Source organism: Paenibacillus oryzisoli (assembly GCF_001653565.1).
GTDB classification, from domain to species: domain Bacteria; phylum Bacillota; class Bacilli; order Paenibacillales; family NBRC-103111; genus Paenibacillus_E; species Paenibacillus_E oryzisoli.
Map to the genome: position 1 here is coordinate 1 of NZ_LYPB01000052.1, position 24,519 is coordinate 24,519.

23 protein-coding genes, 8 tRNA genes and 1 rRNA gene are annotated in these 24,519 nt (G+C 45.2%); 6 read left to right on the top strand and 26 right to left on the bottom strand.

The window, feature by feature from the left end; all coding sequences use genetic code 11:
- Positions 1-432: 432 nt before the first annotated feature.
- Positions 433-1,302 (bottom strand): nucleotidyltransferase-like protein, encoded by an 870-nt coding sequence (locus A8708_RS10180; RefSeq protein ID WP_068663411.1) that lies wholly within the window; start codon positions 1,300-1,302, stop codon positions 433-435.
- Between the two features lie 124 nt (positions 1,303-1,426).
- Here A8708_RS10180 and A8708_RS10185 point away from each other — a divergent pair, with 124 nt between their 5' ends.
- The gene (locus A8708_RS10185) at positions 1,427-1,831 is read left to right on the top strand and encodes a YgzB family protein (RefSeq protein WP_157264655.1); all 405 of its coding nucleotides are present in this window, start codon (positions 1,427-1,429) and stop codon (positions 1,829-1,831) included.
- A gap of 71 nt (positions 1,832-1,902) precedes the next feature.
- On the opposite strand, the gene A8708_RS10190 is transcribed toward A8708_RS10185, so the two are convergent.
- From A8708_RS10190 to A8708_RS10225, 8 genes are all read right to left on the bottom strand, one after another.
- Complete coding sequence (locus A8708_RS10190; RefSeq protein ID WP_068663412.1) at positions 1,903-3,606, bottom strand: glycosyl hydrolase family 18 protein; 1,704 nt, start codon at positions 3,604-3,606, stop codon at positions 1,903-1,905.
- A 127-nt stretch (positions 3,607-3,733) separates the two neighbouring features.
- Complete coding sequence (gene perR / locus A8708_RS10195) at positions 3,734-4,168, bottom strand: peroxide-responsive transcriptional repressor PerR (protein WP_068663413.1); 435 nt, start codon at positions 4,166-4,168, stop codon at positions 3,734-3,736.
- A gap of 93 nt (positions 4,169-4,261) precedes the next feature.
- Positions 4,262-4,969, bottom strand: a complete 708-nt coding sequence (locus tag A8708_RS10200; protein WP_068663414.1) for an MgtC/SapB family protein — start codon at positions 4,967-4,969, stop codon at positions 4,262-4,264.
- A 53-nt stretch (positions 4,970-5,022) separates the two neighbouring features.
- Positions 5,023-5,514: a GNAT family N-acetyltransferase gene (locus tag A8708_RS10205; protein WP_239696628.1), complete on the bottom strand. Its 492-nt coding sequence runs from the start codon at positions 5,512-5,514 to the stop codon at positions 5,023-5,025.
- 60 nt (positions 5,515-5,574) lie between these two features.
- A complete protein-coding gene (gene gatB / locus A8708_RS10210) occupies positions 5,575-7,023 on the bottom strand; it encodes an Asp-tRNA(Asn)/Glu-tRNA(Gln) amidotransferase subunit GatB (RefSeq protein ID WP_068663415.1) in 1,449 nt (482 codons plus the stop codon).
- 36 nt (positions 7,024-7,059) lie between these two features.
- On the bottom strand, positions 7,060-8,517 hold the full coding sequence (gene gatA, locus A8708_RS10215) for an Asp-tRNA(Asn)/Glu-tRNA(Gln) amidotransferase subunit GatA (protein WP_068663416.1): 1,458 nt from the start codon (positions 8,515-8,517) through the stop codon (positions 7,060-7,062).
- 27 nt (positions 8,518-8,544) lie between these two features.
- Complete coding sequence (gatC, locus tag A8708_RS10220) at positions 8,545-8,832, bottom strand: Asp-tRNA(Asn)/Glu-tRNA(Gln) amidotransferase subunit GatC (protein ID WP_068663417.1); 288 nt, start codon at positions 8,830-8,832, stop codon at positions 8,545-8,547.
- A 138-nt stretch (positions 8,833-8,970) separates the two neighbouring features.
- Positions 8,971-9,351: an ATPase gene (locus A8708_RS10225; protein WP_068663418.1), complete on the bottom strand. Its 381-nt coding sequence runs from the start codon at positions 9,349-9,351 to the stop codon at positions 8,971-8,973.
- Between the two features lie 183 nt (positions 9,352-9,534).
- On the opposite strand from A8708_RS10225, the gene A8708_RS10230 reads away from it, so the two are divergent.
- Entirely contained in the window at positions 9,535-9,819 is a 285-nt protein-coding gene (locus tag A8708_RS10230) for a DUF3817 domain-containing protein (RefSeq protein WP_068663419.1), read from the top strand.
- Between the two features lie 95 nt (positions 9,820-9,914).
- Positions 9,915-11,306 (top strand): MATE family efflux transporter, encoded by a 1,392-nt coding sequence (locus tag A8708_RS10235; RefSeq protein ID WP_068663420.1) that lies wholly within the window; start codon positions 9,915-9,917, stop codon positions 11,304-11,306.
- A gap of 60 nt (positions 11,307-11,366) precedes the next feature.
- Here the strand turns inward: A8708_RS10235 and A8708_RS10240 are convergent, their stop codons facing one another.
- From A8708_RS10240 to tkt, 3 genes are read right to left on the bottom strand one after another with little or no spacing between them, the layout of a single operon-like run.
- Positions 11,367-11,858 carry a NanQ anomerase/TabA/YiaL family protein gene (locus tag A8708_RS10240; protein WP_068663421.1) on the bottom strand — a complete coding sequence of 164 codons (492 nt, stop codon included), beginning with the start codon at positions 11,856-11,858 and terminating at the stop codon, positions 11,367-11,369.
- Between the two features lie 51 nt (positions 11,859-11,909).
- A complete protein-coding gene (gene fsa, locus A8708_RS10245; protein WP_028557705.1) occupies positions 11,910-12,566 on the bottom strand; it encodes a fructose-6-phosphate aldolase in 657 nt (218 codons plus the stop codon).
- Positions 12,567-12,600: 34 nt separating this feature from the next.
- Positions 12,601-14,628 (bottom strand): transketolase, encoded by a 2,028-nt coding sequence (gene tkt / locus A8708_RS10250; RefSeq protein ID WP_068663422.1) that lies wholly within the window; start codon positions 14,626-14,628, stop codon positions 12,601-12,603.
- A gap of 114 nt (positions 14,629-14,742) precedes the next feature.
- Here tkt and A8708_RS10255 point away from each other — a divergent pair, with 114 nt between their 5' ends.
- Positions 14,743-15,642: a LysR family transcriptional regulator gene (locus A8708_RS10255; RefSeq protein ID WP_068663423.1), complete on the top strand. Its 900-nt coding sequence runs from the start codon at positions 14,743-14,745 to the stop codon at positions 15,640-15,642.
- A 449-nt stretch (positions 15,643-16,091) separates the two neighbouring features.
- On the opposite strand, the gene A8708_RS10260 is transcribed toward A8708_RS10255, so the two are convergent.
- From A8708_RS10260 to A8708_RS10270, 3 genes are read right to left on the bottom strand one after another with little or no spacing between them, the layout of a single operon-like run.
- Positions 16,092-17,105, bottom strand: coding sequence for a zinc-binding alcohol dehydrogenase family protein (locus A8708_RS10260; RefSeq protein WP_068663424.1), 1,014 nt, complete (start codon positions 17,103-17,105; stop codon positions 16,092-16,094).
- 30 nt (positions 17,106-17,135) lie between these two features.
- Positions 17,136-18,080 (bottom strand): aldo/keto reductase, encoded by a 945-nt coding sequence (locus A8708_RS10265; RefSeq protein WP_068663425.1) that lies wholly within the window; start codon positions 18,078-18,080, stop codon positions 17,136-17,138.
- Positions 18,077-18,907 (bottom strand): amidohydrolase family protein, encoded by an 831-nt coding sequence (locus tag A8708_RS10270; protein ID WP_204787510.1) that lies wholly within the window; start codon positions 18,905-18,907, stop codon positions 18,077-18,079. The genes A8708_RS10265 and A8708_RS10270 overlap by 4 nt, the downstream gene beginning before the upstream one ends.
- A gap of 148 nt (positions 18,908-19,055) precedes the next feature.
- Here A8708_RS10270 and A8708_RS10275 point away from each other — a divergent pair, with 148 nt between their 5' ends.
- Entirely contained in the window at positions 19,056-19,925 is an 870-nt protein-coding gene (locus tag A8708_RS10275; RefSeq protein WP_068663427.1) for an AraC family transcriptional regulator, read from the top strand.
- Here A8708_RS10275 and A8708_RS10280 read toward each other — a convergent pair.
- Both A8708_RS10280 and A8708_RS10285 read right to left on the bottom strand, forming a co-directional pair.
- Positions 19,922-21,220: a (Fe-S)-binding protein gene (locus A8708_RS10280; RefSeq protein WP_068663432.1), complete on the bottom strand. Its 1,299-nt coding sequence runs from the start codon at positions 21,218-21,220 to the stop codon at positions 19,922-19,924. The two genes, A8708_RS10275 and A8708_RS10280, sit on opposite strands and share 4 nt — an antisense overlap.
- A gap of 31 nt (positions 21,221-21,251) precedes the next feature.
- Positions 21,252-22,667 (bottom strand): FAD-linked oxidase C-terminal domain-containing protein, encoded by a 1,416-nt coding sequence (locus A8708_RS10285; protein ID WP_068663428.1) that lies wholly within the window; start codon positions 22,665-22,667, stop codon positions 21,252-21,254.
- 158 nt (positions 22,668-22,825) lie between these two features.
- On the opposite strand from A8708_RS10285, the gene A8708_RS10290 reads away from it, so the two are divergent.
- Positions 22,826-23,533, top strand: a complete 708-nt coding sequence (locus tag A8708_RS10290) for a FadR/GntR family transcriptional regulator (protein ID WP_068663429.1) — start codon at positions 22,826-22,828, stop codon at positions 23,531-23,533.
- Positions 23,534-23,591: 58 nt separating this feature from the next.
- Here the strand turns inward: A8708_RS10290 and A8708_RS10295 are convergent.
- From A8708_RS10295 to rrf, 9 genes are all read right to left on the bottom strand, one after another.
- Positions 23,592-23,670: transfer RNA gene (locus tag A8708_RS10295), tRNA-Leu, on the bottom strand.
- A gap of 6 nt (positions 23,671-23,676) precedes the next feature.
- Positions 23,677-23,756, bottom strand: a tRNA-Leu gene (locus A8708_RS10300).
- Positions 23,757-23,819: 63 nt separating this feature from the next.
- Positions 23,820-23,892 (bottom strand) — tRNA-His (locus tag A8708_RS10305).
- Positions 23,893-23,933: 41 nt separating this feature from the next.
- Positions 23,934-24,009, bottom strand: a tRNA-Thr gene (locus A8708_RS10310).
- Between the two features lie 15 nt (positions 24,010-24,024).
- Positions 24,025-24,100, bottom strand: a tRNA-Phe gene (locus tag A8708_RS10315).
- Positions 24,101-24,136: 36 nt separating this feature from the next.
- Positions 24,137-24,213, bottom strand: a tRNA-Asp gene (locus tag A8708_RS10320).
- 14 nt (positions 24,214-24,227) lie between these two features.
- Positions 24,228-24,303: transfer RNA gene (locus A8708_RS10325), tRNA-Val, on the bottom strand.
- Positions 24,304-24,317: 14 nt separating this feature from the next.
- Positions 24,318-24,392, bottom strand: a tRNA-Glu gene (locus A8708_RS10330).
- Between the two features lie 49 nt (positions 24,393-24,441).
- A 5S ribosomal RNA gene (gene rrf, locus A8708_RS37170) occupies positions 24,442-24,519 on the bottom strand; the annotation flags it as partial.

The window sequence follows — 24,519 nt, forward strand, 5'->3', positions numbered from 1 at the left end:
GGCACGCCGCCAGCGTTCGTCCTGAGCCAGGATCAAACTCTCCATAATAGTGGACGATTGCTCGTCCTATTTGAAAAAGCTGACTTGCTCATTTGAAGCTGCCGAGATTTTGCAATCTCTTTTATAGTCGATTACTCGACTGTGCTTACTCACTCGTTGTTCAGTTTTCAAAGATCAATTTCTTTCGTTTTCCTCATCATCCGTTTAGCGGCGACTTTTATAATGTATCACATCAGAACCATTCAATGCAAGCTTTTTTTATATTTCTTTTTTTCAACTTCGCTTAGCATGTTAGAACTCAATGGCTTCAAATTCGTTACCATTTTTAGCGGCGAGAGTTAATTTATCACAGAATCGCAATCAAAGTCAAGCAATAAAATGAGAATAAAAAAAGAACCAGAAAAACACCTGATTCTTAAAGGTTTTAATGCATCAGACACTGGTATACCTTAACTCAATTTCAGAGGTTTCCTCATCAATAATGACAGCAACTTCTTTGATTAAACCTTTTTTGACTAGTTTATTGAGCAGAAGAGGAAGTTCTGATTTGATTTCAACTAACTGCGAATGTTGCTGAAGTTCATCCGAGCTTAGGGGCTGCTCGTTGTCTCTGAGGATTTGAATAAACGCCTCACAGCAGTGCTCCATTTTGGACATAACTGAAAATTCACAAGCAAGCAATACAAGTTGAACCCGCTGCTTCAAAGTTTCCTTACTCATTGTTAGTTCTTCATAAAGCTTGTAGACTCCGGGATTAATCGCTCGAATTTGTCTCCAAACGGTGATTTCTGGGTGATATCCATCTTCCACAATAACAATCCGTGCCCAGTGGTGGAGCGCCTCGAGGATATTATTGTAGGCATCTAGAATATGATCATCCAGAATGTATTCCTTACTTTGTAAATATTTTCGTAGGAAATGTGAAAATTCAATTAGCAGCTTATGCTCGCGCAAGTCCCCAGGAAATTCAAGTATTCGATGGCGCAGGCCTTCTAAATAAGTGTTCTGATCCAGAAGTATCTCCCCTTTTAAGAGCCAGTGAAGAATATTGCGATTAACACCATGCCGAATCCATTGCTCTATTGAAGTAGGATCCGTCCATCTTTCTTGTATCCTTGAATCGTCTCTTATATAATTAGTCGTATGATTGTTCAGTCTGAGGTCGTTCGTTACTATTAAAAGTAGCGTATCAAAACCATCTGTCAGTGAGGGAAGTTGCTTAGGATTGTCTACCGCCATGACGCTAATGATTCTAGGGTCATTCCGGAACTTAAGCAATAACTGCTCTTTATTAATTCCCATGGGTGTCCAAAGCTCCTGTCTCCATTGTTTTTTATTTATTTCTACAAGGGTGAACGGGTTTCCTGCTGATTTCTGTGACAATTCATACAAAACATCTGCTAGAAGGATTGGGGAGGAACACACAGTGCGATTTAGATCAAGTAAAGTAAATGAATTCCGCTTATGGGGATTGGTCATGACCATGGGTGGAATGCTGCTTATGATTATAGGGCTGGCTGGCGTCGTATTTGATTGGGGACAAGCTGGTCGCGTAATTGCCGTCATTTTCATGATTATTGGTATGATCAGCGTCTTGGTGAGTATGGGAATTTATTTCTGGGCGGGCATGCTTTCAACATCAGCTACTGTCATCGATTGTCCAGAATGCGGTAGAAGAACGAAAATGCTAGGTAAAACAGACCGTTGCATGTTCTGTAAGACGATTCTAACAATTGATCCACAATATGAGCCACTTGGCGATAACGAAACGGCAGCTACACAAACAGCTCACTTTGAGCCAAGTCGCGAGCATGAACATAAGCCACATTAAAGCAAAGAAAGCCGAGCCCCTTCATTACCGGGTTCGGCTTTCTTCTTATTTTAGAATAAGTGCTGATCACATCAAGGTTGAACTTTCGGCAAATTGTCCTTGGTTACTTCCCAGATTACAGGTTTCTCAAAACCTCTTCGCCAAGAGGCCACACCAGCTAGATTATATTTATCTACCAAAGCCAATCTAGCTTTCATTGAAACTTCATCTTCCAGCCAAATTCGAATTAATTTGTTTCCATCTTTGTATTCCACGTAATTCTGACCTGTATCAGCTAAAAATGTAGGTGTTAGTTTTTTGTCTTTTATGATGGTTTGTGCGGCTTCCATTGTTAACGTTTTGGATGTTGCGGTTAATTTGCCGTTCTTCGTTTCTTCCGTCCATTGTCGCGTATAGAATGGGACGCCTAGGACAAGCTTAGATGGCGGTACTTTATCCGTTGTCAGAAGCGCTGTAACGGACCTTTCTGCCCATGGCAAGGAGGATACCGAACCAGACTTCGGACTTGTAGCCCAGTACTCGTCATAGGCCATTAACATCATATAATCGACGACCTCTGCTAAAGCTGGACGGTCATAGAACATAGACCACATCTCATTAGTCGATTTGGGGGTTACATCAATCGAAACTGACAATCCCATCTCATGCATGAAGGGAGTCATCTCTCGAACGAATTGGACAAGATTCTCCTTATCCTTGAGATAGACATTTTCAAAATCGATATTGATTCCTTGCAGCTTATAGGTTTGGGCAAAGCCAAGCAGCTGTTTAATCAATTTCATGCGTAGATCGTAATTTGCTAATACCTTAGTCGTGCGATCTGCATCGAAACCATTGCTAAATAACGCCCATACTTGGTAATTGCGATCGTGCGCCCATTTAACATAAGACGCATCTGCTAAGTTGCTAATACGCCCCTCACTATCTGCGACAGAGAACCACGTCGGGCTTACAACTTGTAAGCCAGGCATTTCACCAATCTTAGATGTGTCTGGGTTCTTCGAAATGACATGTTCCCAGGTCATATTCAACTTACCGGTTAGAGGCTTCCAAGGCACATATGTGGATACCTGTTCCTGCAGCGGTATCGTTTCATCATGATCCTCTGTGATTTCACTCTTGCGAACGAAACCAATCGGTCCACTCTCCAACTGCACTTTGTACCAGTCTTCTTCCGTTTCCGTTATCATCACCTGTTCATTCACTGCAATCGTCGCGATAATCGGTGCTTTGATTGTAGCATTCGTGCGCAAAGGCGTCTCTTTCTTCCCTGTATGTTTCCCCCACTTGATAACATCGCCTTGTTTGTACAATAAGACTGCACCTGACTTGGTTGATTCCCTTATTTCAAATGCATATAACTGCTTTAGAGGTTCAATCGGCAGGTAGATGGTATCGTTCTTCTTCTCGACGGGAAAGGAAAGAGAAATTGGTTTTTCATTCATGAACGCTGAAAGCTCCGTCGTTTTCATTCGTATCACTTTATCTTTGGTGGTTATAATGACGGAATCACTGCTTTTTTCATATATGATGGTGGGATCTATCCATTGTTGCACGAAATCAAGCGGAAGCTTCAAGCCTTCCTTCTCACCAATTGCACTCGTTTTAAAATAATCGCCATCATAAAAAATAGGCTTCGTCAGATCATGAAAATCCGGTTCAACGTGCGTTTTATTAGGTGCTAGCTGTTGGATAAGAAATGTTCCCGCTCCTGCCGCGAAAATCCCTAAACACAATGCGCTAATCAGTATTCCTTTTCTGGATGATCTCAACACTTCACTTCCTTATAAGCAATTGAATATATATAAAAAAGAGAAAAAACGTGTCCACTCTTCACAATGAAGAGCTGGACACGTTTTATTATACAACAGGAAACCACTTAAAGAGGAATTTTGCGTATAGTTAATGCTTGGTAGTAACCGCACAATCCGGACACACACCATAAATCTCCAAGCGATAACCGCCAACTTGGAAACCTGTATGCAACGCTGCTGTAGTCTCGATATCTGACAACGGAGGGTATTCGAAATCAGAAATTTTCCCGCATACCTCACAAACCGCATGATAATGATCTGTCATATCCGCATCAAAACGACTCGAGCTGTCCCCGTAAGTGAGTTCCCGAACAAGTCCCGATTCAATAAATACTTTAAGATTATTGTAAACAGTCGCAACGCTCATGTTTGGAAATTTCGATTCGAGTGATTTGTAAATATCATCCGCCGTCGGATGAGTCATGGAATCCAGCAAAAAGGAAAGAATCGCATACCGCTGGGGCGTCATCCGAACACCTGTTGTTTTCAACTTTGCTAAAGCCTGTTCTAAATGTGCTGCCATGGTACTCACCACCTGAATTAGTCATTAAAACCTTACATTATATTGTACGTGTGTTCTTTGACCTTTGTCAATAATAGTTATCCCATATCCTCATTAATTTTTACTATTTTCAATCGCCACACCAGTGACCCCTTGAATTTGATTAGTTTCTTCGAGCACTAACCCAATAACAGATGGCTTCGGTATTGTAACATGGAATGTAATCTGAACATGATTATCTTTACTGCGATCTTCTGATTCTTCAAGTTTAATTTGCTTAATATCTATTTTACGCTTACCTAGGATCGTTGTGATTAAACCTAAGGTGCCTGGTTGATCAATCGCTTGTATTTTTAAAATACGAACTTTTTTCCCATTGAAATATTTATGCTCTACTTTATTAAGAATCCATAAGGAAATTAAAACCATGAAGCATACTAAAACTGCTGGATAATAAAAACCCGCTCCAATCGCAAGACCAATTCCCGCTACAACCCATAGCGACGCTGCCGTCGTCAGTCCCGTAATCGATCTACCGTTAAACATAATCGTGCCCGCACCTAGAAAACCAATTCCGCTGATAACCTGAGCCGCTAAACGGGAGGGATCAATCCGCACATTCACCTCGTTCACAAACGCGCTGAAACCGTACATCGAAAGCAACATAACAAGTGCTGAACCGACACACACCAGAATATGCGTTCGCAATCCAGCTGCATGAGAGCTCATTTCTCGTTCAAATCCAATTAATCCACCAAGTAAGAGTGCTAATACCAATCTTATTGTGACATGCAATTGATCAATTACCCAAGGATTATCCATTTTGTAAACGCTCCCTTTTTATCTCAAATCAAAGACTCCCATCAACTATCGCGCTAGTGACCTGTAGCAGGACGCTCGAATGTTGTCAGACTCACGCCAGGAGGAACAGTAAACACTCTTTTTAAGATAAAACCATAACCCTCATAGAGCCGTATAGCCGGTAAATTCGCTGTCCCTGTGGATACGACAAATCGAACTGCACCGGCAAGCTCTTGTTCATTCATTATATGCTGTAAAAGGGAGCTAGCAATCCCCCTACGAAAAAAATTGGGATGAACCATCATCCGACAAATCGTCACAACACAACCCTCACGTTCAAATGAGATGGCGCCTGCTAGCGATCGTCCCTCAGAATCATCGACAAAGTAACCATAAAAAGTTTCCTTCACAACTCGTATAGACTGAATGCCGTCTTTTAAAGGAGGAATATCATCAAAACCTATCAGTTCAGCCTCAACTCGGTAAGAAGCGATTTGCAGCGCAAGCAAGGTCAAGATTTCTTCATTCGTTTGTAGATCAAGTTGCTGGATGGACAGTGGAATCACTCCTAGTTTGGAAGGTGAAAAAAGTGGTGCCCTACGAAGAGGAACACCACTTTTAACTTATCATTTGCCCTTCAGGCACTCCACAATTAATTTATTGACGAGTCCTGGATTAGCTTTACCTTTGGTTTCTTTCATGACTTGTCCAACAAGGAAACCTACGGCTTTTTCCTTACCAGCTTTGAAATCAGCAACGGATTGCGGACTGTTCTCGACAACTTGCTCGACAACTGCTTTGATCGCACCTTCATCACTGATTTGAACAAGACCTTGCTCTTCAACGATCTTCTGCGGCTCTTTGCCGGATTCGATCATTTCCTTAAATACCGTCTTAGCAATTTTATTGGAAATCGTGCCTTTCTCGATTAAACCAATCATTTCGCCTAGGCCTTTACCCGTGACTTTCACGTCAGAGAATTCAAGCGAGTTCTGGTTTAGGTATCCGAGGAGATCTCCCATAATCCAGTTTGACACGGCCTTAGCGTCCTGCGTATACTTCAAGCTCTCTTCAAAGAAGTCAGCCATTTGCATGGAAGCCGTGATAACAGCCGCATCGTAACTAGGCAGGCCATATTCATTGCTGTACCTTGCTTTACGAGCATCTGGCAATTCAGGAATCGAAGCTTGTACACGCGCTTTCCAAGCATCATCAATATAGAGACTAACCAGATCCGGATCTGGGAAATAGCGATAATCGTGCGCATCTTCTTTGCCGCGCATAGCCAATGTTTTCCCTTGCGTTTCATCCCAACGGCGAGTTTCTTGAATGACTTCCTCCCCGCTTCTGAGAATCTCCGCTTGGCGATATTCTTCATACTCAAGCCCTCGCTGTACCCCACGGAAGGAGTTCATGTTCTTAAGCTCGGCACGTGTGCCGAATTTCTCTTGACCGAAGGGCCGAATGGAAATGTTTGCATCACAACGAAGTGAACCTTCTTCCATTTTCACATCAGACACATCACAGTAAATCATAATCGCTCTAATTTTCTCAAGGTAAGCACGAGCTTCCTCGGGTGAGCGCAGATCAGGTTCGGATACGATCTCGATCAAAGGGGTTCCTGCGCGATTTAAGTCAACAAGGGAAGCATAACCACCGTCTATGTGCGTCAGCTTGCCTGCATCCTCTTCCAAGTGGACACGCGTTACTCCGATTCGCTTGGTAACTCCACCAACTTCGATATCAACCCAACCGTGCTCGCCGATCGGCTTATCGTATTGCGAAGTTTGATAAGCGTCTGGTGAATCTGGGTAAAAATAATTCTTACGATCAAATTTACTGTCTGTCGCAATTGTGCAATTAAGGGCCATTGCCGCTTTCATTGCATATTCGACAGCTTGGCGGTTAAGAACTGGCAGGACGCCTGGATGTCCCAAGCATACTGGACATGTATTCGTATTCGGAGGTGCTCCGAATGAGGTTGCACAACTACAAAATATTTTGGAAGCAGTATGAAGCTCTACGTGAACTTCAAGACCGACTACCGTTTCAAATTGGGTATCTGTTGCCGACAAAGTGAATGCCTCCTTCGTTACTCTTGAACTAATAACTTACAATTGCGGGCGCTGCTTGTGGTGGTCTGTATGCTGTTCGAAAGCGTGGGCTACACGCAAAACGGTAGCTTCATCCAATGCTTTGCCTATAATTTGCAAGCCAACCGGGAGTTCATTCACGAATCCACATGGTACGCTGATAGCAGGAATTCCCGCTAAACTGACCGGAATAGTCATAATGTCATTCAAATACATCGTTAACGGATCACTGCTTTGTTCACCGATTCGGAATGCTGTTGTTGGTGCTGTTGGCCCGATGATAATGTCGTAGTTGTTAAAGACTTGATCGAAGTCTTGCTTAATCAGTGTACGAACTTGTTGGGCTTTCAGATAGTACGCATCATAGTAGCCAGAGCTTAACGCGTAAGTACCTAACATGATCCGACGCTTAACCTCAGGACCGAAGCCTTCGCTGCGGGATAGATTATAGAGATCCAACAAGTTACGTGCGTTATCTGAACGAACACCATAACGGATGCCGTCAAACCGTGCTAAGTTAGAAGATGCTTCGGAGGAAGCCAGTAAGTAATAGGTTGCTACGGCATACTCGGAATGTGGAAGCGTTACTTCTTCCCAAACAGCGCCGAGTCCTTCAAGTACTTTGAGCGCTTCAAGAATTTTGTCTTTAACAGCTGGGTCAATTCCTTTACCCATATATTCTTTCGGCACGCCAATGCGCAGACCTTTGACGTCGCCAGTCAATGCGCTAAGGTAATTCGGAATCTCCACGTTCGCAGATGTGGAGTCCTTCGGGTCGTAACCAGCGATGGCTTGCATCGCGTACGCAGCATCTTCTACGTTCTTCGTTAGCGGCCCGATTTGGTCCAAGGAGGACGCGAAAGCGACCAACCCATAGCGGGACACAAGTCCGTACGTCGGCTTCAATCCGACGATGCCGCAGTAAGCAGCCGGTTGGCGAATCGAGCCACCGGTGTCTGAGCCCAGCGCGAAGTACACTTCGCCTGCTGCAACTGCAGCTGCGGATCCACCGCTGGAGCCACCTGGCACATAATCCGTGTTCCACGGATTGTGAGTTGGGTGGAACGCGGAGTTCTCGTTGGAGCCGCCCATCGCAAACTCATCCATATTGAGCTTGCCGATGGTAACTGCTTGAGCATCCTTGAGCTTGCTCACGACCGTAGCATCATAAATCGGAATATGATTGGATAGGAATTTACTCGCGCACGTTGTTTTCAAACCTTCGGTTACCATGTTGTCCTTGATCCCGATTGGCAGACCGAATACATCACTGCGTGTAGCATTGCTTAATAGCTGCTCGTCCAACCTAGCAGCAGTCTGACGTGCATTCTCTTCATCTAATGTAAGGAAAGCACGAACCTTACTCTCCACTTGCCCAATTCTTGTATAGGATTGATCCACAAGATCCGAAACCTTGATTTCTTTGCTTTGTAGTTTCGTGTGGATTTGTTGTAGGTTTAATTCAAACAAAGACAACGACAGGCACTCCCTTTCATTTCTAACTTATTCTAAAACTGCAGGAACCTTAAACTGCCCATCCTCATGATCCGGGGCATTCAGCATGACTTTTTCAATTGGTAAAGACGGTTTTGCAACATCCTCGCGCATCACATTGACTAGTGGCATCGCATGGCTCGTTGGTACTACACCTTCCGTATCCAATTGATTGAGCTGCTCGGCATATTTTAAAATAGCATTAAGTTGATCTGTAAATAGATCTTTTTCGGTATCATTGAGATCGAGTCTAGCCAACTTGGCGACATGATCGACATCTTTCTTCGTTATGCTCACGTATTCTGCACCCCTTGTATCAGCGTTTAGTCATTCTTTTCATTATATCCCAGAAATTTTGCGAACTCAATCCAGAATAAGGATTTAGAGTGTTATATGAAAAAAGCGACGGTGCATGTCCACCGACGCTCTCTAATGTTAAATCCAAGCTTTAAGCCCGATTTGTTTGATGAATTCTTCGCGAGACTGTACTTCCTTGTCTTTTTCCTTCTCTGGTTCCGAGGCGGACTCGCCATTCATTATTTGACGGAACATGGCTTCGTTATTCGTTGCTAGCGCATAATCTATTAAAGCTTCTCTCTGAGCTTGCTCCGCCTCTTGCTGCAGAAGCACTTCTTCGAGCTCGATGTCTGTTGCAGTCACATAGTAATGTTTGTTCTCTTTAGGGACACGTACAACATAATCAAAAATATTATCATTATTTCGATCATACGCAATTAAATAGCCATATCCGCCGATAGGCAGATTCTGTTCTAAACGATCCCCAATGAAGATAATTTTCTCGCCAAGACGAAGCATCTGCTTTCCCCCTACCTCTATATCAACTCTCAAAATGAGTCTATCAATACATACAAATACGTTCTATTGCCTATCGTACTAAAAAAACTAGTTTGTGTCCAATTGACATCGTTTGTTCATACTGCATTCATAATTCTAGCTTAGGATGAATGTAATTTCATTCATAAAAAGGAGTTGCTTACTGTGTTACACCGTTCATTACAAGCCTTACGCTATGTCGGCTGGGCGGAGGGTTCCTCTTTTCTCATTCTACTTGGTATCGCCATGCCACTTAAATACGCTTTCGATCTGCCACAAGCTGTTTTTGTCGTAGGGGTTGCTCATGGATTTCTGTTTGCCCTCTATTTACTGTCGATTGCCTGGGTCACACTTCTACATCGCTGGTCCTTTAGACGCGTATTCGCAGCTTTCATCGCGGCATTTATTCCATTCGGTCCTTTTTTATTCGATCGTTGGGTTCGATATTAGAGGCATCTCACCGTAAAATTTCAGAAAGAAGCATGAAACTGATATAGTAGTGAGAAAACTATTTTATCGAACAAGTGAAATTTACGGAGGAAATCATGCCAGAGCCATCATCACACAAACCTCGCCCCACGCTAACGGAAGGCCCGATTACGAAGACATTGATCTTATTTTCACTCCCTATACTTCTAGGAAACGTTCTACAATCCTTAAACGGGTCGATCAATACGATTTGGATCGGAAAATATCTAGGTGAAGTCGCCCTAGCAGCAACATCAAATGCGAATATTATCATGTTCTTCTTGATTAGCTCTATCTTCGGGATTGCCATGGCTGCCGTTATTCTTATCGGTCAAAATCTCGGTGCTAAAAAAGTCCATGAAGCCAAACAAGTAGTCGGAACAAGCACCGTATTCTTCCTCGTTTTATCTATCATCGTCGCTTTATTGGGATGGATTTTCTCCTCCACGATCCTAGACTGGATGAATACTCCGGAGGATGTCAAAGCGTTTGCCGTGACGTACACGCGAATTATGTTCGCAGGTGTTCCGTTCATGTTCGGCTATAACTTAATCATGGCCATTTTGCGGGGATCGGGGGATGCCAAAACCCCGTTCTACTTCTTGCTTTTATCAGCTGTCCTCGACGTGGCACTCAATCCTTTGCTAATACAAGGGATGGGACCATTCCCGAAAATGGGGATTGCCGGCTCCGCCGTAGCGACTTTTATTGCGCAACTCGTTAGCTTCGTGCTTCTCATTGCTTACTTGTATAAGAAGAAGTACTTTCTGCGCATTACCAAAGCGGATATTCCCTTATTGCGCATTAATTGGTCGATTATTCGTACTTTGATACAAAAAGGCCTGCCAATGGGCCTAAATATGGTCGTTGTTTCTCTAAGTAATCTGATGCTGGTCCATCTCGTAAATGCCTATGGTTCCGAATCTACCGCAGCTTTCGGTGTCGCCATGCAAATCTCAAGTTACGTTCAAATGCCTGCAATGGCAATTGGCGGGGCTGTAACTTCAATGGCTGCTCAAAATATTGGCGCTGGAAAATGGGATCGCGTTAACCGTATTACTTGGACTGGTGTCGGTGTTAATATCGTGATGACTGGTCTGATTGTAGCCGTTCTGCATCTGTTCAATCGGGAAGTTGTTTCGTTCTTCCTTCCCCCTGAAGGAAAGGCTATTGATATTGGTGTTCATATTAACAATATCACACTGTGGTCTTTCATTATTTTCGGCGTCTTCAATGTCGTTGCTGGTGTCGTTCGATCTGCGGGATCTGTGGTATTCCCTCTTATCGTTGCTTTCATTGCCTTGCTGCTCGTTCGCATCCCACTTGCCACCGTGCTATCGCACAAATATGGCTTCGATGTGATTTGGTGGAGCTTCCCTGTCAGCTTCAGTGTTGCTGCCACGTTGAACCTGCTTTATTATCGCTTCGGTAAATGGAAGCAAGCGAAAATGATGGCAAGTAAAGCCTAAACAAGGATTCAAACAAAAAGTCTGCCTAGCCAAATTAATTGGCTTGAGCAGACTTTTTTGCTAGAGATGAAGCAGATCCCTATGTATTTTGATCACAATCTTCTTATTCGTTGTTGATTCTGTAATGAGGCAATTAGGCCGATGAATATCGGATGGGAAGCATACGGCAAACATGCCAGGTTTGAGCATAATATCCGTTTCCGGTAAGTTATGTTGGGATTCGTAAAAAGCGATATCATGTGACTCGAACTTGTTATCCACAATAATTGCCTTATCGGTTAGCTTGTAGAAGCATAATCGCTCTTCCCCGCTCACTAGAAACTGAATATCTGTATACACGACGTGCGATTCAGGCATTTGTTCTTCCCTTGGACGGGTCACAGATTCTTGCACATTGGCATACATCAAGTGGCCATTGTCGCCCTCCAGATCATATCGCCCAACCTCTAACTCTGCCAAATTCCGATTCAAAATGTAATCGATACCTCGCGCAACAGCCGCTGGCCATAAATGCCGTTCTTGTTCAAAATGCAACACATCGCTGATAATCATCGCTGTTTCTCCTTTTAAAAAGACCCGCCCTTCGGGCGAGTCATGTCTTGTTTAGAATTTTTCTTGATTAGCGCCTTCCCAGTCAGCAAGGAACTTCTCAATCCCTGCATCTGTCAGGGGATGTTTACTCATTGATTCTATCACTTTATAAGGAACTGTAGCAATATGTGATCCTGCAAGCGCCGCTTCAATAACATGAGCAGAGTGACGCACACTTGCAGAAATAATTTCAGACTTAATCCCGTGTACTTGGAAAATCTGGCTGATTTCTTTGATCAAGTTTATACCAATTTGGTTGATATCATCCAAACGACCGATAAACGGGGAAACATAGGTTGCACCAGCGCGAGCAGCTAGTAAAGCTTGAGTTGAGCTGAAAATCAACGTTACATTCGTCGGAATGCCAAGCGATCTAAACACGCTAGTTGCTTTCAATCCATCCAACGTCATAGGCAGCTTAATAACGATATTCGGACTTAGTGCCGCAAGCTTCTTACCTTGTTCAACCATTTCGTCTGCTTTCAAAGAAACAACCTCAGCGCTGATCGGAACATCACCAACGATAGAGATAATTTCTTTCACTGTTTCAAAAAAATCTCTTCCTTCTTTAGCAATCAATGAAGGGTTAGTAGTTACACCAGCTACTACTCCTAACGCGTGCGCTTTACGAATTTCTTCTACATTGGCTGTGTCGATAAACAATTTCATCCTGTATCCCTACCTTTTCTCCCGCTATGGGTGCTTATTGGAAATACTTCTGTCTGATTTGCCCAACGATTGCTTCTGCGGTAAAGCCATATTCACGAATGACGCGATCTGCTTTCGCTGATGCTCCGAATTTGCGGATGCCGACAACGAAACCTTCTTGTCCCGTAATTTCTTCCCATCCGGCCGGATAAGCCATTTCCATCACAACATTTTTACGCACGTGAGGCAAAACAATCGCATTCCGTACCTCTTCTGGCTGCGCCTCGAACAATTCACGGCTTGGCATGGAAATAACACGAGCTCCAATTCCATCTTGCGCCAACAGCTTCTTCACGTCAAGTGCTAAGCTCACCTCTGAGCCTGTTGCAATGAGTTGGATATCTGGTGTTTCGCCTGTGGCAACATCAGACAGGACATAAGCTCCTTGGTGGATATGATCAAAAGCAAGCGTGTCCGTTCCTGGAAGTACTGGCAAGTTCTGACGCGATAGGGCGAAGACGAATGGACCTTCCTTCGCTTGAAGCACATACTCCCAAGCAGCGGCTGTCTCGTTCGCGTCCGCAGGACGGAACAACGTCAGATCCGGAATCATCCGCAGGGATGGAATCTGTTCAATCGGCTGATGCGTCGGGCCATCTTCGCCGACAGCGATGCTGTCATGCGTGAAGACGTACGCAACTGGGATCTTCATCAATGCGGATAGGCGAATCGCACCGCGCAAGTAATCGCTGAACACGAGGAACGTGCCGCCGAAAGCGCGCAGTCCGCCGTGAAGCAACATGCCGTTCAGCGCTGCGCCCATGGCGAATTCCCGGACGCCGAACCAGAAGTTGCGTCCGCTGTAATCGGCTGCGCTGAATGCCGCAGCATCACCGATCATGGTGAAGTTGGAGCTCGCTAAGTCGGCAGAGCCGCCTACTAAATGAGGTACCCGCTTCGCCAAGCCGTTAATCACTTTGCCAGATGCGGTGCGCGTCGAGATCGCGCCGCTCTCAGGGGTGTAGCGCGGCACATCGGCGTTCCAATCCGCCGGAAGGTTGCCGCTGTTCGCGAGCTCGAACTGCTTCGCGAGCTCGGGGTAGGCAGCCTGGTAGCCCTTCCACAGCTGCTCCCAGGCTGCTTCTGTATTAGCTCCCACCTGCTGGTGGTGGGCGAAGTGGGTGTACACCTCAGCCGGGACGTAGAAGTCCGGCTCGAGGGGCCAGCCTAGAGCTTGCTTCGTCAGAAGCAGCTCGTCTTTGCCCAGCGGCGAGCCGTGCGTGCCGCCATGGCCGCCCTTGCCGGCTTTGTTCGGCGAGCCGAAGCCGATGGTTGTTTTGATCTCAATCAGCGTCGGGCGATTGAGATCGGCCTTGCCCTCTGCGATCGCCGCTGAGATGGCGTCGACGTTGTTCTGCTCTTCCACGCGCAGGTATTGCCAGCCGTAGGACTCGAAGCGCATCTTGACGTTCTCGGAGAACGACATGTTCAATTCACCATCGAGAGAAATATCATTGGAGTCGTAAAGGACGACGAGTTTACCTAATTGGAGATGACCAGCTAGGGAAGCAGCTTCAGAGGAGACACCTTCCATGAGGTCGCCGTCACCACAAATGGCATAAGTAAAATGATCAACAACTGGGAAATTCGGTTTATTATATACGGAAGCTTGATGTGCTTCAGCCATCGCCATACCCACGGCCATGGCTACACCTTGACCTAGTGGACCTGTCGTAGCTTCTACACCAACTGTGTGACCGTATTCCGGATGCCCAGGTGTGCGGCTTCCCCATTGGCGGAATTCCTTGATATCATCCATTGTGACGCCATAGCCACTTAAGTGAAGCAAGCTGTAAAGCAGCATAGATCCATGTCCTGCTGACAATACGAAACGATCACGATCCGCCCATTTGGGGCTAACCGGATTGTGTTTCAGATGACGTGTCCAAAGCGCATAAGCCATCGGTGCTGCGCCCATCGGCATGCCGGGATGGCCCATGGCCGCTTTCTCGACAGCATCAATTGTAAGCGTTCTAATTGCATTAATACTTAATTCTTCAATTCCAACCGTTGTTTCATTCAAAGAGATACGCCTCCATCTATGTGGTTGTTTTTATGACTTTATCTCTTTATTATAAAAGGAGATTTTACATTCAAATAATTGATAGTTTCGATACTCACTATAGAAGGTGTCTATATGGTTAATTTTGAGTTATATAAAGTCTTTTATTTAACAGCCAAATCCGGAAGTTTGTCCAAAGCAGCCAAAGAGCTGTATATCACGCAGCCTAGTGTCTCTCACTCCATTAAATTATTGGAGGAAAGCCTCGGGCTTCCGTTGTTTGCCCGTACGTCTAAAGGGGTTGATCTAACCAAAGAGGGTGCGGTTCTTTATTCCTATATTGAACAAGCCTACAACTTTATTTCCCTAGCAGAGGAAAAGCTTAGTGAGCTGCGAAACTTCTCTAGCGGAGAAATCAAAATCGGCGGCAGTGATTCTTTATGCAAACACTATTTACTCCCCTTTCTAGAATCGTTTCACGTCCAGTATCCGCATATCCAGATTAATTTGGTCCATGGGACAACACCGGAAATTGTCAGAAATTTAAAAGAAGGCAAAATCGATATCGGTATTGTAAGGACACCTATACATGATGATCACCTTCAGGTACGTGAAGGCATTACGATTCAAGATTGCTTTGTAACTGGACCCAAATATCGTGAGTTGACTGAGGGTAAGGTTACGTTGACCGAACTTCTTGCCTATCCGATTATCTTATTCTCTAGTAATAGCTCCTCCAGGAAATTCGTCACCCGATTATTCAGTGATAACGGCTTGCTCTTAGAACCAGAGATCGAACTCGGTAGTGTGGATTTGCTCATAGAATTTGCGAAGATTGGCTTCGGGGTTTCCTTTGTTACGAAGGAATTTGTAGCTAAGGAATTAGCTGAAGGCAGTTTATATGAAGTCAAACTGGAGGCAGCCATTCCTTCTACGAAGATAGGTATTATTACTTTGAAGAACATGCCGTTATCGACTGCGGCTGCCGCCTTTGTGGCTGAGTTAGAGAATCCGGGACAGGTGGGGAGTAGGTGAGGATGCAGCAAGGAGTGCAGTTATGCAGTAATACCGGTATAGCAAACCCATGTGACCTATGTGGGGCGGAGCTAGCTCTATTGGATTATCTAATGACAGAGATGCTGGGTCTTGTTATTAGTAGCAGAAGTTAGTGGTTGGAGAAGTTGATTGAATTGAGCCTTGCTGATACAACTTAAATGGAAAATCTACACCTAATTCAGTTAAAATTTCTCAATTTAAATGATTAACTGGATTTTCTGCTGTTAAATTCGAGAATTCAACCATAAATCACTTATATTGAGTTAAGTTAACTACATATTTTCCATTTACTTCATATTTTCAAGTGAAACTAGTGAAATTAAATGTAGTTTTTCCAGTTAAACTCCCGCATACCCCGTAACCTGTTGTATAAGCACGGGGATAGCCAGATAGACCCACTCCTGAGTTTCCTCTGAGTGGGTCCACTTTTATAAACAAACCATTGCTTTAATCACCTTCGACTCTGGCTTCAACCAAGTTTCAAAGTGATCTACCATCTCCCCGAAGGAGGCACGGTGTGTGATATAGCGCTCAATATCGATACTTCCTGTCTTTAATGCATTCCGCACCGTATCAAAATCCTCCATGGTCGCATTGCGGCTCCCCATTAACGTAAGCTCCCTCTTATGGAAATCAGGATCATGAAAGGCTATATCAGCCTTCACTAACCCGACGTACACGAGCTTGCCGCCATGAGCGACAAGACCGAAAGCTTCTGTCATTGACCTGGCATTCCCTGTTGCATCGTAGACAACAGTCGGGAATTCGCCATTCGTAAGCTCTGCAAGTTTCTCCTTCGGAAGCTGAAGCGCATTCACAGTATGATCGACGCCTGCCCAATCTCGGCAAAACGCTAATCGCTCCTCATTGATATCCATCGCTATGACGTTAGCACCAATCTGCTTCGCTAAAATCATCACCCCAAGCCCGATCGGGCCTGCTCCAATAACTAGCGCCGTTTCTCCTGCACGCAGCTCTGATCTTCGCACCGCATGTGCACCAATGCTAAGCGGTTCTAACATGGCAGCTTGATCCAGCGTGAGTCCGTCTGCTCGAATCAGATGACTCGCTGGGAGAGCTAAACGCTCTACCATGCCTCCATCCCTATGTACGCCAAGCACTTTCATGTCTGTGCAGCAATTTGTTTTGCCATTACGGCAGGCGATACATTGCCCACAATGCATATAAGGAACAACGCTCACAAGATCCCCAACTGCCAAATTCGTTACTCCTTCACCAAGCTCCTCTACATACCCAGCCAGCTCATGCCCAAGAATACGCGGATAGCTAAAAAAAGGCTGATTCCCTTTAAATGCATGCAAATCAGTCCCACATATGCCAACTCGCCGAATGCGAACAAGTGCTTCCGCCTCACCTACAAGGGGTTCTTCTACCTCAATATACTTCAATTGTTCAATTTGTTCACAAACGATTGCTTTCATAATTGTCCTCCTCCAGCATTTAAAATTCTCTTACACAACCGTATTCTTGTTATATTCAGGTCTCCCACTAATCCATGAGCGATTATGAATAGGCGCTAGTATCGCTAAAACCTCTTGCAGGAGCTCAGTGTCCATAGACTCTTCTGTCCATTGAATGTTTTTGCGTATATTATCTGGGTTGGCTGTACTTACCAAGGTTGTAGGAATCCTCTCATTGGACGTCGCGTATTGCACCGCAAGCTTGGCGATATCAGTACCCTTCGTCACACAATGTTCAGCGGCTAACTTGCATAATCGTTGGATCTCGGCAGAAGCTGGATGCCAATCCGCGGCAGGTCTCGTGCTCAACAGGCCCATCGCTAACGGTGAGGCATTCACTAACCCAACGCCATGCTCCTCTAATAATGGCACCACTTCCAGCAAGGATGTATCGTTCAGCGCATAGTGACAGTATGAGAGTACAGCGTCTAATTCCTTGTGTGCCAGTGCCTTCTCAAATACAGACATCGGTAAGCCAGATACGCCGAAATAACGGATTTTACCAGACTGCTTCAATTCATCTAGAGCTGGAAAAGCTCCCTCGAGAATCTCATGAAATGGTGCAAACTCTATATCATGCAGGTATACAATATCAAGATAGTCGGTTTGGAGCCGCTGTAAGCTCTCATCCACACTTCGAATAATTCGCTCTTTGGAGAAATCGAACTCTTCTGCTCCATATCTCCCGGCTTTGGTCGTTAAAATAAAACGATCCCGATCAAGCCCCGCAATGGCTTTTCCCAGTACGGTTTCCGCTTTCGTTAATCCATAATACGGTGACACATCAATTAAATTGATGCCCATATCTACCGCCGTGTGAACCGTTCGGATGCTCTCACTTTCAGTGGTTTCACGGAAAACAGATCCAAGCGACGATGCCCCGAAGCTCAGGACTGAAACATCGAGCCCCGTTTTGCCCAATTTGCGATATTTCATAATTGATAGAACTCCTTCGCATTTAGTCCGAATAAACGAGTTTTATCGTTTTCTGTCCAACTGCCCGGCAGCGATTCGTTGACGATCCCGACAACGTCCTCATACGAAGCCGCCAGTAGACAGACTGGCCAATCACTTCCGAACATCACACGTTCCGTCCCGATAACCTCCAAAATATGCTGGACATACGCCGTAAAATCTCCCATCTTCCAACTCAAATGATTGGCTTCGGTAACCATGCCCGAGACCTTGCAATACAGTTTAGGATGCTTCGCAATCACCGCCATTTGGCTTTTCCATGGCTCCATCACACCTTCGGCAATCGACGGTTTCGCAATATGGTCAATGACCGCTCGCAGACCTGGCACTAGTTCTAATAACTCGATAACAGGTTCTAATTGTTGAGCCATTACCAATAGATCGATCGGTACATCTTCCTTAGCAAAATATCTTAAGGCCTCCACAATATGAGGTTGTAGAATAGCTCGCGCATCCGGCATCTCCTGAATCATAACCCGAAAGCCTACATATTTCGGGTGCTGACTGAATTTTAGATAATGAATAAGATAATCAGGATCGTCCAAATCAAGCCATCCAACAACGCCGGCAATTGACTCCGTACTTTCACTTAAGGTTAGTAAATACTCCGTTTCTTCTAACGTTTGCGCAGCTTGAACCACAATGCTCTTATCTAAGTTGAATTGCCCAAGATGTGGCAGCAAATCATGCGGTAAATAATCACGATTTAAAACAGGAAGCGCTGGCGTAATCCATCCATAATCTCCTCGGTTGATTTTCCAATAATGCTGATGTGCATCGATGCGCATGGCGATTCTCCTTATCTTTCATACGTAATATGATATCGCTTTCTTTTATTTTATCATTAAATTTTACATATGAAATATGGATATCTAGCGCAACTATACGGTTTTTTGATATTATTGAGCTAGTTTCAAGAAGAATGGAGCAGTTATTGTGGATCCTATTCGTAAAATTTTCGATAATCATGACGCCTTTCCCATGTCTTTCGCCTATAAAAACACAAAAAGCTCGCTAAGCGAGCTTCCTGACCATTTCCATGATTGGTATGAAATTGTTTATGTGCATCGGGGACTCGGCACCTTTTTTATCGATCATAGCTTTTATGAGATGAAACAAGGCGATCTCTTTCTTATTCCCGGGAATACGATTCATCGAGCAACTCCAGATAAAGATTTCCCTGTAACGTCGACGGCTATTTACTTCTCACCGAACATCGTACAGTTGCCAACACTAGGTGAAAACTTTTCTTATTTACGCAATTTTGAGCAAGCCGCAGCACTTCGTAATTACAAGCTTGAAATGCGGTTACCACAAAGTCAGCACCTTGAACTACTTCTAGATGCTATTGAAAATGAATTTAAGCATCCAACCATTGGGCAACGCCAATCTGTCCTTCTTCATTTGCTTCAATTGTTGGTTAAGATTCAGCGTGAAATAACCACTGATATCAAGTCGCCTAAAGTAGACACCCTTGTCGGCCCCATTTGGATACGAGAAATCATTCTCTATATTGATCAGCATTTCTGTGAAGATATCGGACTTCAAACTCTCTCCAAAAAGGCTTCTGTCACGCCCGCTCATTTCAGCAGGGTATTTAAACAGTACATCGGCATGAACATCAGTACTTATCTCATTACCAAGCGCATCATCCGTGCTAGACAGCTGCTTCAAGAAAGTGATGCTAGTATCCGTACAATCGCTGACCAATGTGGCTTTGAGAGTTTACCTCATTTTCATGCAATGTTCAAAAGAGTGCTTAGTGTTACCCCCGCGGCGGCTCGGAAATCTTTCAGTTCCTTCTAAGATTGTTTCACTAATCGATCGTAGAGGAAGTCAGCAATATGAACAGCCTCCATATGACCGGTTTGCCCGTGTTTATCAATACCTAACTTCATTTGGAGCAAGCACCCCGGATTGCTTGTAACCACGTAAGACGCAGTCGTCGCATTCACATTTTCCATCTTATGCTCCAGGATTTGATTCGCCATGTCAGGCTGCGTCATATTATAAATCCCCGCTGAACCACAGCATGAGCCTGCATCCTTCATTTCGATATAAGAGGTGTTACTGACCCTTTGCAGGAGTTGCTTGATTGGTTGGCTGCCCTTCATTACATTGCGAAGATGACAAGACTCCTGATACGTGACACGCGTTGGACCTTGGGGAGAGAGCGTATCTGCATAACGAAGAGGTCTACCTTTCTCCACCAGGATCGTACTAATATCCTTCACGCGCTTTGCAAACCAAGTTGAGTCTTCCTTCCACTCTTCCTCATCATGTAGCAGGTGGTCGTACTCCACAAGAATCGCACCACAGCCTCCTGCATTTGAAATGATGTAATCGACTCCCGCCTCTTGGAAAGCACGAATATTGCTTTTGGCCAATTGCTTCGCTTGATCCGTTTCACCGCTATGTGCATGAAGTGCACCACAGCAGTTCTGCGATTCTGGAATAACTACATCGAAACCAGCCTCGGTTAGCAGCTTCACCGTACTTATATTCGTTTCAGTGAATAAGACGTCCATCAAACATCCACGGAACATCCCCACTGTACCTAGCTTTTTGCCTTTTGCCGGAATGAAGGTACCCAGCCGCTCCACAATCCCTTTTCCAGAAGCATCTGGAAGTATTTTCTCCATCGTCGCCATATGCTTTGAGAAGAGGCCGACTACTCCGGTTTTTCGAACTAGCTTTTGGATACCTGACATTTTATAAAAATGAAGCCCTGTCCCGAGCAATTGCATTCGCTGTTGAGATGGAAATAGCTCTTTGAATACCAGCTTGCGCACACCCTTTACCCACCATCTGTGCTGGGTCGTATGCACTTCAATGGCATCGCGCGCTCCTTCAATTAGTTGACCATATTTCACATCTGCTGGGCAGGCAGGCTCACAAGCGCGGCAACCCAAACAGTGGTTCATCTGATCTTCAAAACGAATCCCTGGTTCCATGAGACCATCCACTGCTGCCTTCATCAGAGAGATACGGCCACGTGGCGATTCAGCCTCGATTCCCGTTTCTTTAAATGTCGGACAAGCCGGCAGGCAGAATCCACAACGCATGCAATTCGTTAGTTGGTCGTAGTCCAGTTTCTGCATTAACGTTTCCTGAAGTGTTGCTCCTTGGCCCTTAGACACGATCAATCACCACCCTGCGTCTGGATTCTTTCGCAAACATTTTGCCCGGATTTAAAATATGGTTCGGATCGAACGCATCCTTAATACCCTTCATTATGGCGATCCCGCTGCTTCCCACTTTCCATTCCAGGAATGGCGCCTTCACCAAACCAACCCCATGTTCACCCGTAATGGTTCCGCCTAAACGAATCGCAGCCTCAAAAATCTCCTCGAAAGCAGCTTCTACACGGTGAACCTCATCATGATTTCTTGCATCCGTTGTTGCTGTTGGGTGCAAATTACCATCTCCAGCGTGTCCAAATGTACAGATTTGAACATCATGCTTTGTGGCAATGCGATTAATTTCTAGAACCATCTCAGCAATCTTGGATCGAGGCACTGTAGCATCTTCAAGTATCGTCGTTGGGCGTAAGCGAGCAAGCGCTGTAAAGGCGCTGCGTCTTGCTGTTAGAAGCTTAAGCGCCTCCTCTTGTGTGCTCGCAATGCTAACCTCATCTGCCTGCTCCTCCCTGCAAATCTCAGAGATGAGAGCAATGTCCCTTTCTACCATCTCAGGCTCACCATCTTGTTCAATGAGAAGAATAGCGGCCATATCCAGCGGCAGTCCAAGGTTTGCAAAATCATCAACAACACGAATCGTTGGGTTATCCATGAACTCCAGCGTAGCCGGAATGATGCGATTTTCAATGATTTTGGAAACGGTGCGCGCCGCGCCATATAAGTCCTTGTACATCGCAAGCATCGTTTTCTTCGCCTTCGGAGGCGGAATCAGTTTCAGCGTGGCTTCTGTGATAACGGCAAGTGTGCCCTCGGAGCCGACAAGCAGCTTTGTTAAATCGTAGCCCGCTACATCCTTCATCAATTTCCCACCGGTCCGCATGATTTCGCCTGATGCAAGAACACACTCGAGGCCGATTACGTAGTCTTTGGTTGTGCCATATTTCAAGCCGCGAAGCCCGCCTGAACACTCTGCAATATTGCCCCCAATGGTGGAAATCGCCATAGAACTTGGATCTGGTGGATAAAACAGCCCCAATCCTTCAATATGTTCGATAAATTGCTTCGTAATGATGCCTGGTTGCACGGTGGCTGTCAAATTCTGCAGATCGATATCTAGAATCGCATTCATGCGATGCATGACCATGACGATTCCACCTTGTACGGGTACTGTACCACCACACAAATTAGTACCCGACCCTCTGCTGATTAGCGGGATACGATTCTCATTCAACACCTTCATGATTCCTGAAACTTGAGCCGTATCTTTCGGATAGATTACACCGTCAGGTAAAGACTGGAGCATAGGGGTCCCGTCATAAGAATGGGTAACCAATGATTCCATATCATCTTTATAAAAGGCTTCGCCTACGATGGCCTGCAATTGTTGTCTAATTTGCTTATCGAGCATGAAGAATCCTCCTCTTGAACATTTACTTAATATGCTACATTTTTAATACTTCTTATTGCTCTTTTAAAGTGATCATGTGATCAGATGACTTTTCTTCTATTTTAGCTTATGATGTAATAGATGTATAGAACTTTATCTACGATTTCAGGGGGATACTTATGGTTTTTCAGCAAATCCGACCCCAAAAGGGCTCGGAAATCGTGCTTCAACATATTAAAGCTCAAATCGAGGACGGCACATATGCTCCTGGTTCTAAACTTCCGACGGTTGTAGACTTTGCGGCAAGCTTCCAAGTTGGGCGATCGACAATTAGAGAAGCACTTAGCGGGCTTAAGGCGATGGGCTGGGTTGACATTCGACATGGCGGAGGGACTTATGTTGTAACAACACTACCGACAGAGTCGACTAGTCTCTTTGACCATAGCGAGACGCTTCAAGAAGTCCAAGAAGTGCGCCGATTCATCGAGGCTGGTTGTGCGACTTTGGCGGCAAGCCGCCGTACGGATCAGCATTTGTCCATGCTCAGAGGGATCCTTCTTGAGATGGCTTCTTCACTCGAAAATGAAGAATTAAGCGAACAAGCTGACATTCGCTTTCACATGGAGATCGCTAAGGCTTCTCAGAACACCCTATTCATAGGGATGATGGAATCCTTGACGGAGCGGTTACAACAGAGCATGAAGGCTTCGCGCCGTCTATGGTTTTTTGCGGAGCGTGCTTCGGCCGAACAGCTCCTGCAAGAGCATCGCGACATAGTTGAGGCCATCGCTCTTCAGGATGAACGACTTGCCGCCGAGAGAATGTCTCAGCATATCGCAAAAGTTGATCATGTCATTCAACAATTAGCACAGAAAAATAAAGAATAACTTAAAGACAACAAAAAAAGCCTTACATAGTAAGGCTTTTCGTGTTTACTGCTTGTCATACCGGCAAGAGGACTCGAACCTCCACCCTTTCGGACTCGATTTTGAGTCGAGCGCGTCTGCCATTCCGCCATGCCGGCATATAATGCGCGTAGAGGGACTTGAACCCCCACGGTCACCCGCTAGATCCTAAGTCTAGTGCGTCTGCCAATTCCGCCATACGCGCATGTTGTCAATCTGGCAAATGATGAAGTTGCTAGCCGAAGCTGACTTCACTGAAATAATAATGGGCGGACGACGGGACTTGAACCCGCGAATGCCGGATCCACAAACCGGTGCGTTAACCCCTTCGCCACGACCGCCACATTAAAAAATTAATTTCCCCAAAGAACTCTTTAGGAAATGGTGCCGTCGAGAGGACTTGAACCCCCAACCTACTGATTACAAGTCAGTTGCTCTACCAGTTGAGCTACAACGGCTTATTAAATTAGAAGTGGTGGCTTTGGACGGAATCGAACCGCCGACACGAGGATTTTCAGTCCTCTGCTCTACCGACTGAGCTACAAAGCCAAATTTGAATCCTACTTTTTCTCTTTTGAAGAAAAATGGCGGAGCTGACGGGATTCGAACCCGCGGTCTCCTGCGTGACAGGCAGGCATGTTAGGCCACTACACCACAGCTCCATGCAAATTTGTTATGGTGAACGATGACGGGATCGAACCGCCGACCCCTACCCTGTCAAGGTAGTGCTCTCCCAGCTGAGCTAATCGTTCAAACTTATGTAAAATGGTGACCCGTAGGGGACTCGAACCCCTGTTACCTCCGTGAAAGGGAGGTGTCTTAACCACTTGACCAACGGGCCTAGATAAAGCAGGGACTTTTGACTTGGTCAAAAGATCCCTATGTAGTTTGCTTGGCAACGTTCTACTCTCCCAGAACCCTGCGGTTCAAGTACCATCGACGCTGGAAGGCTTAACGGTCGTGTTCGA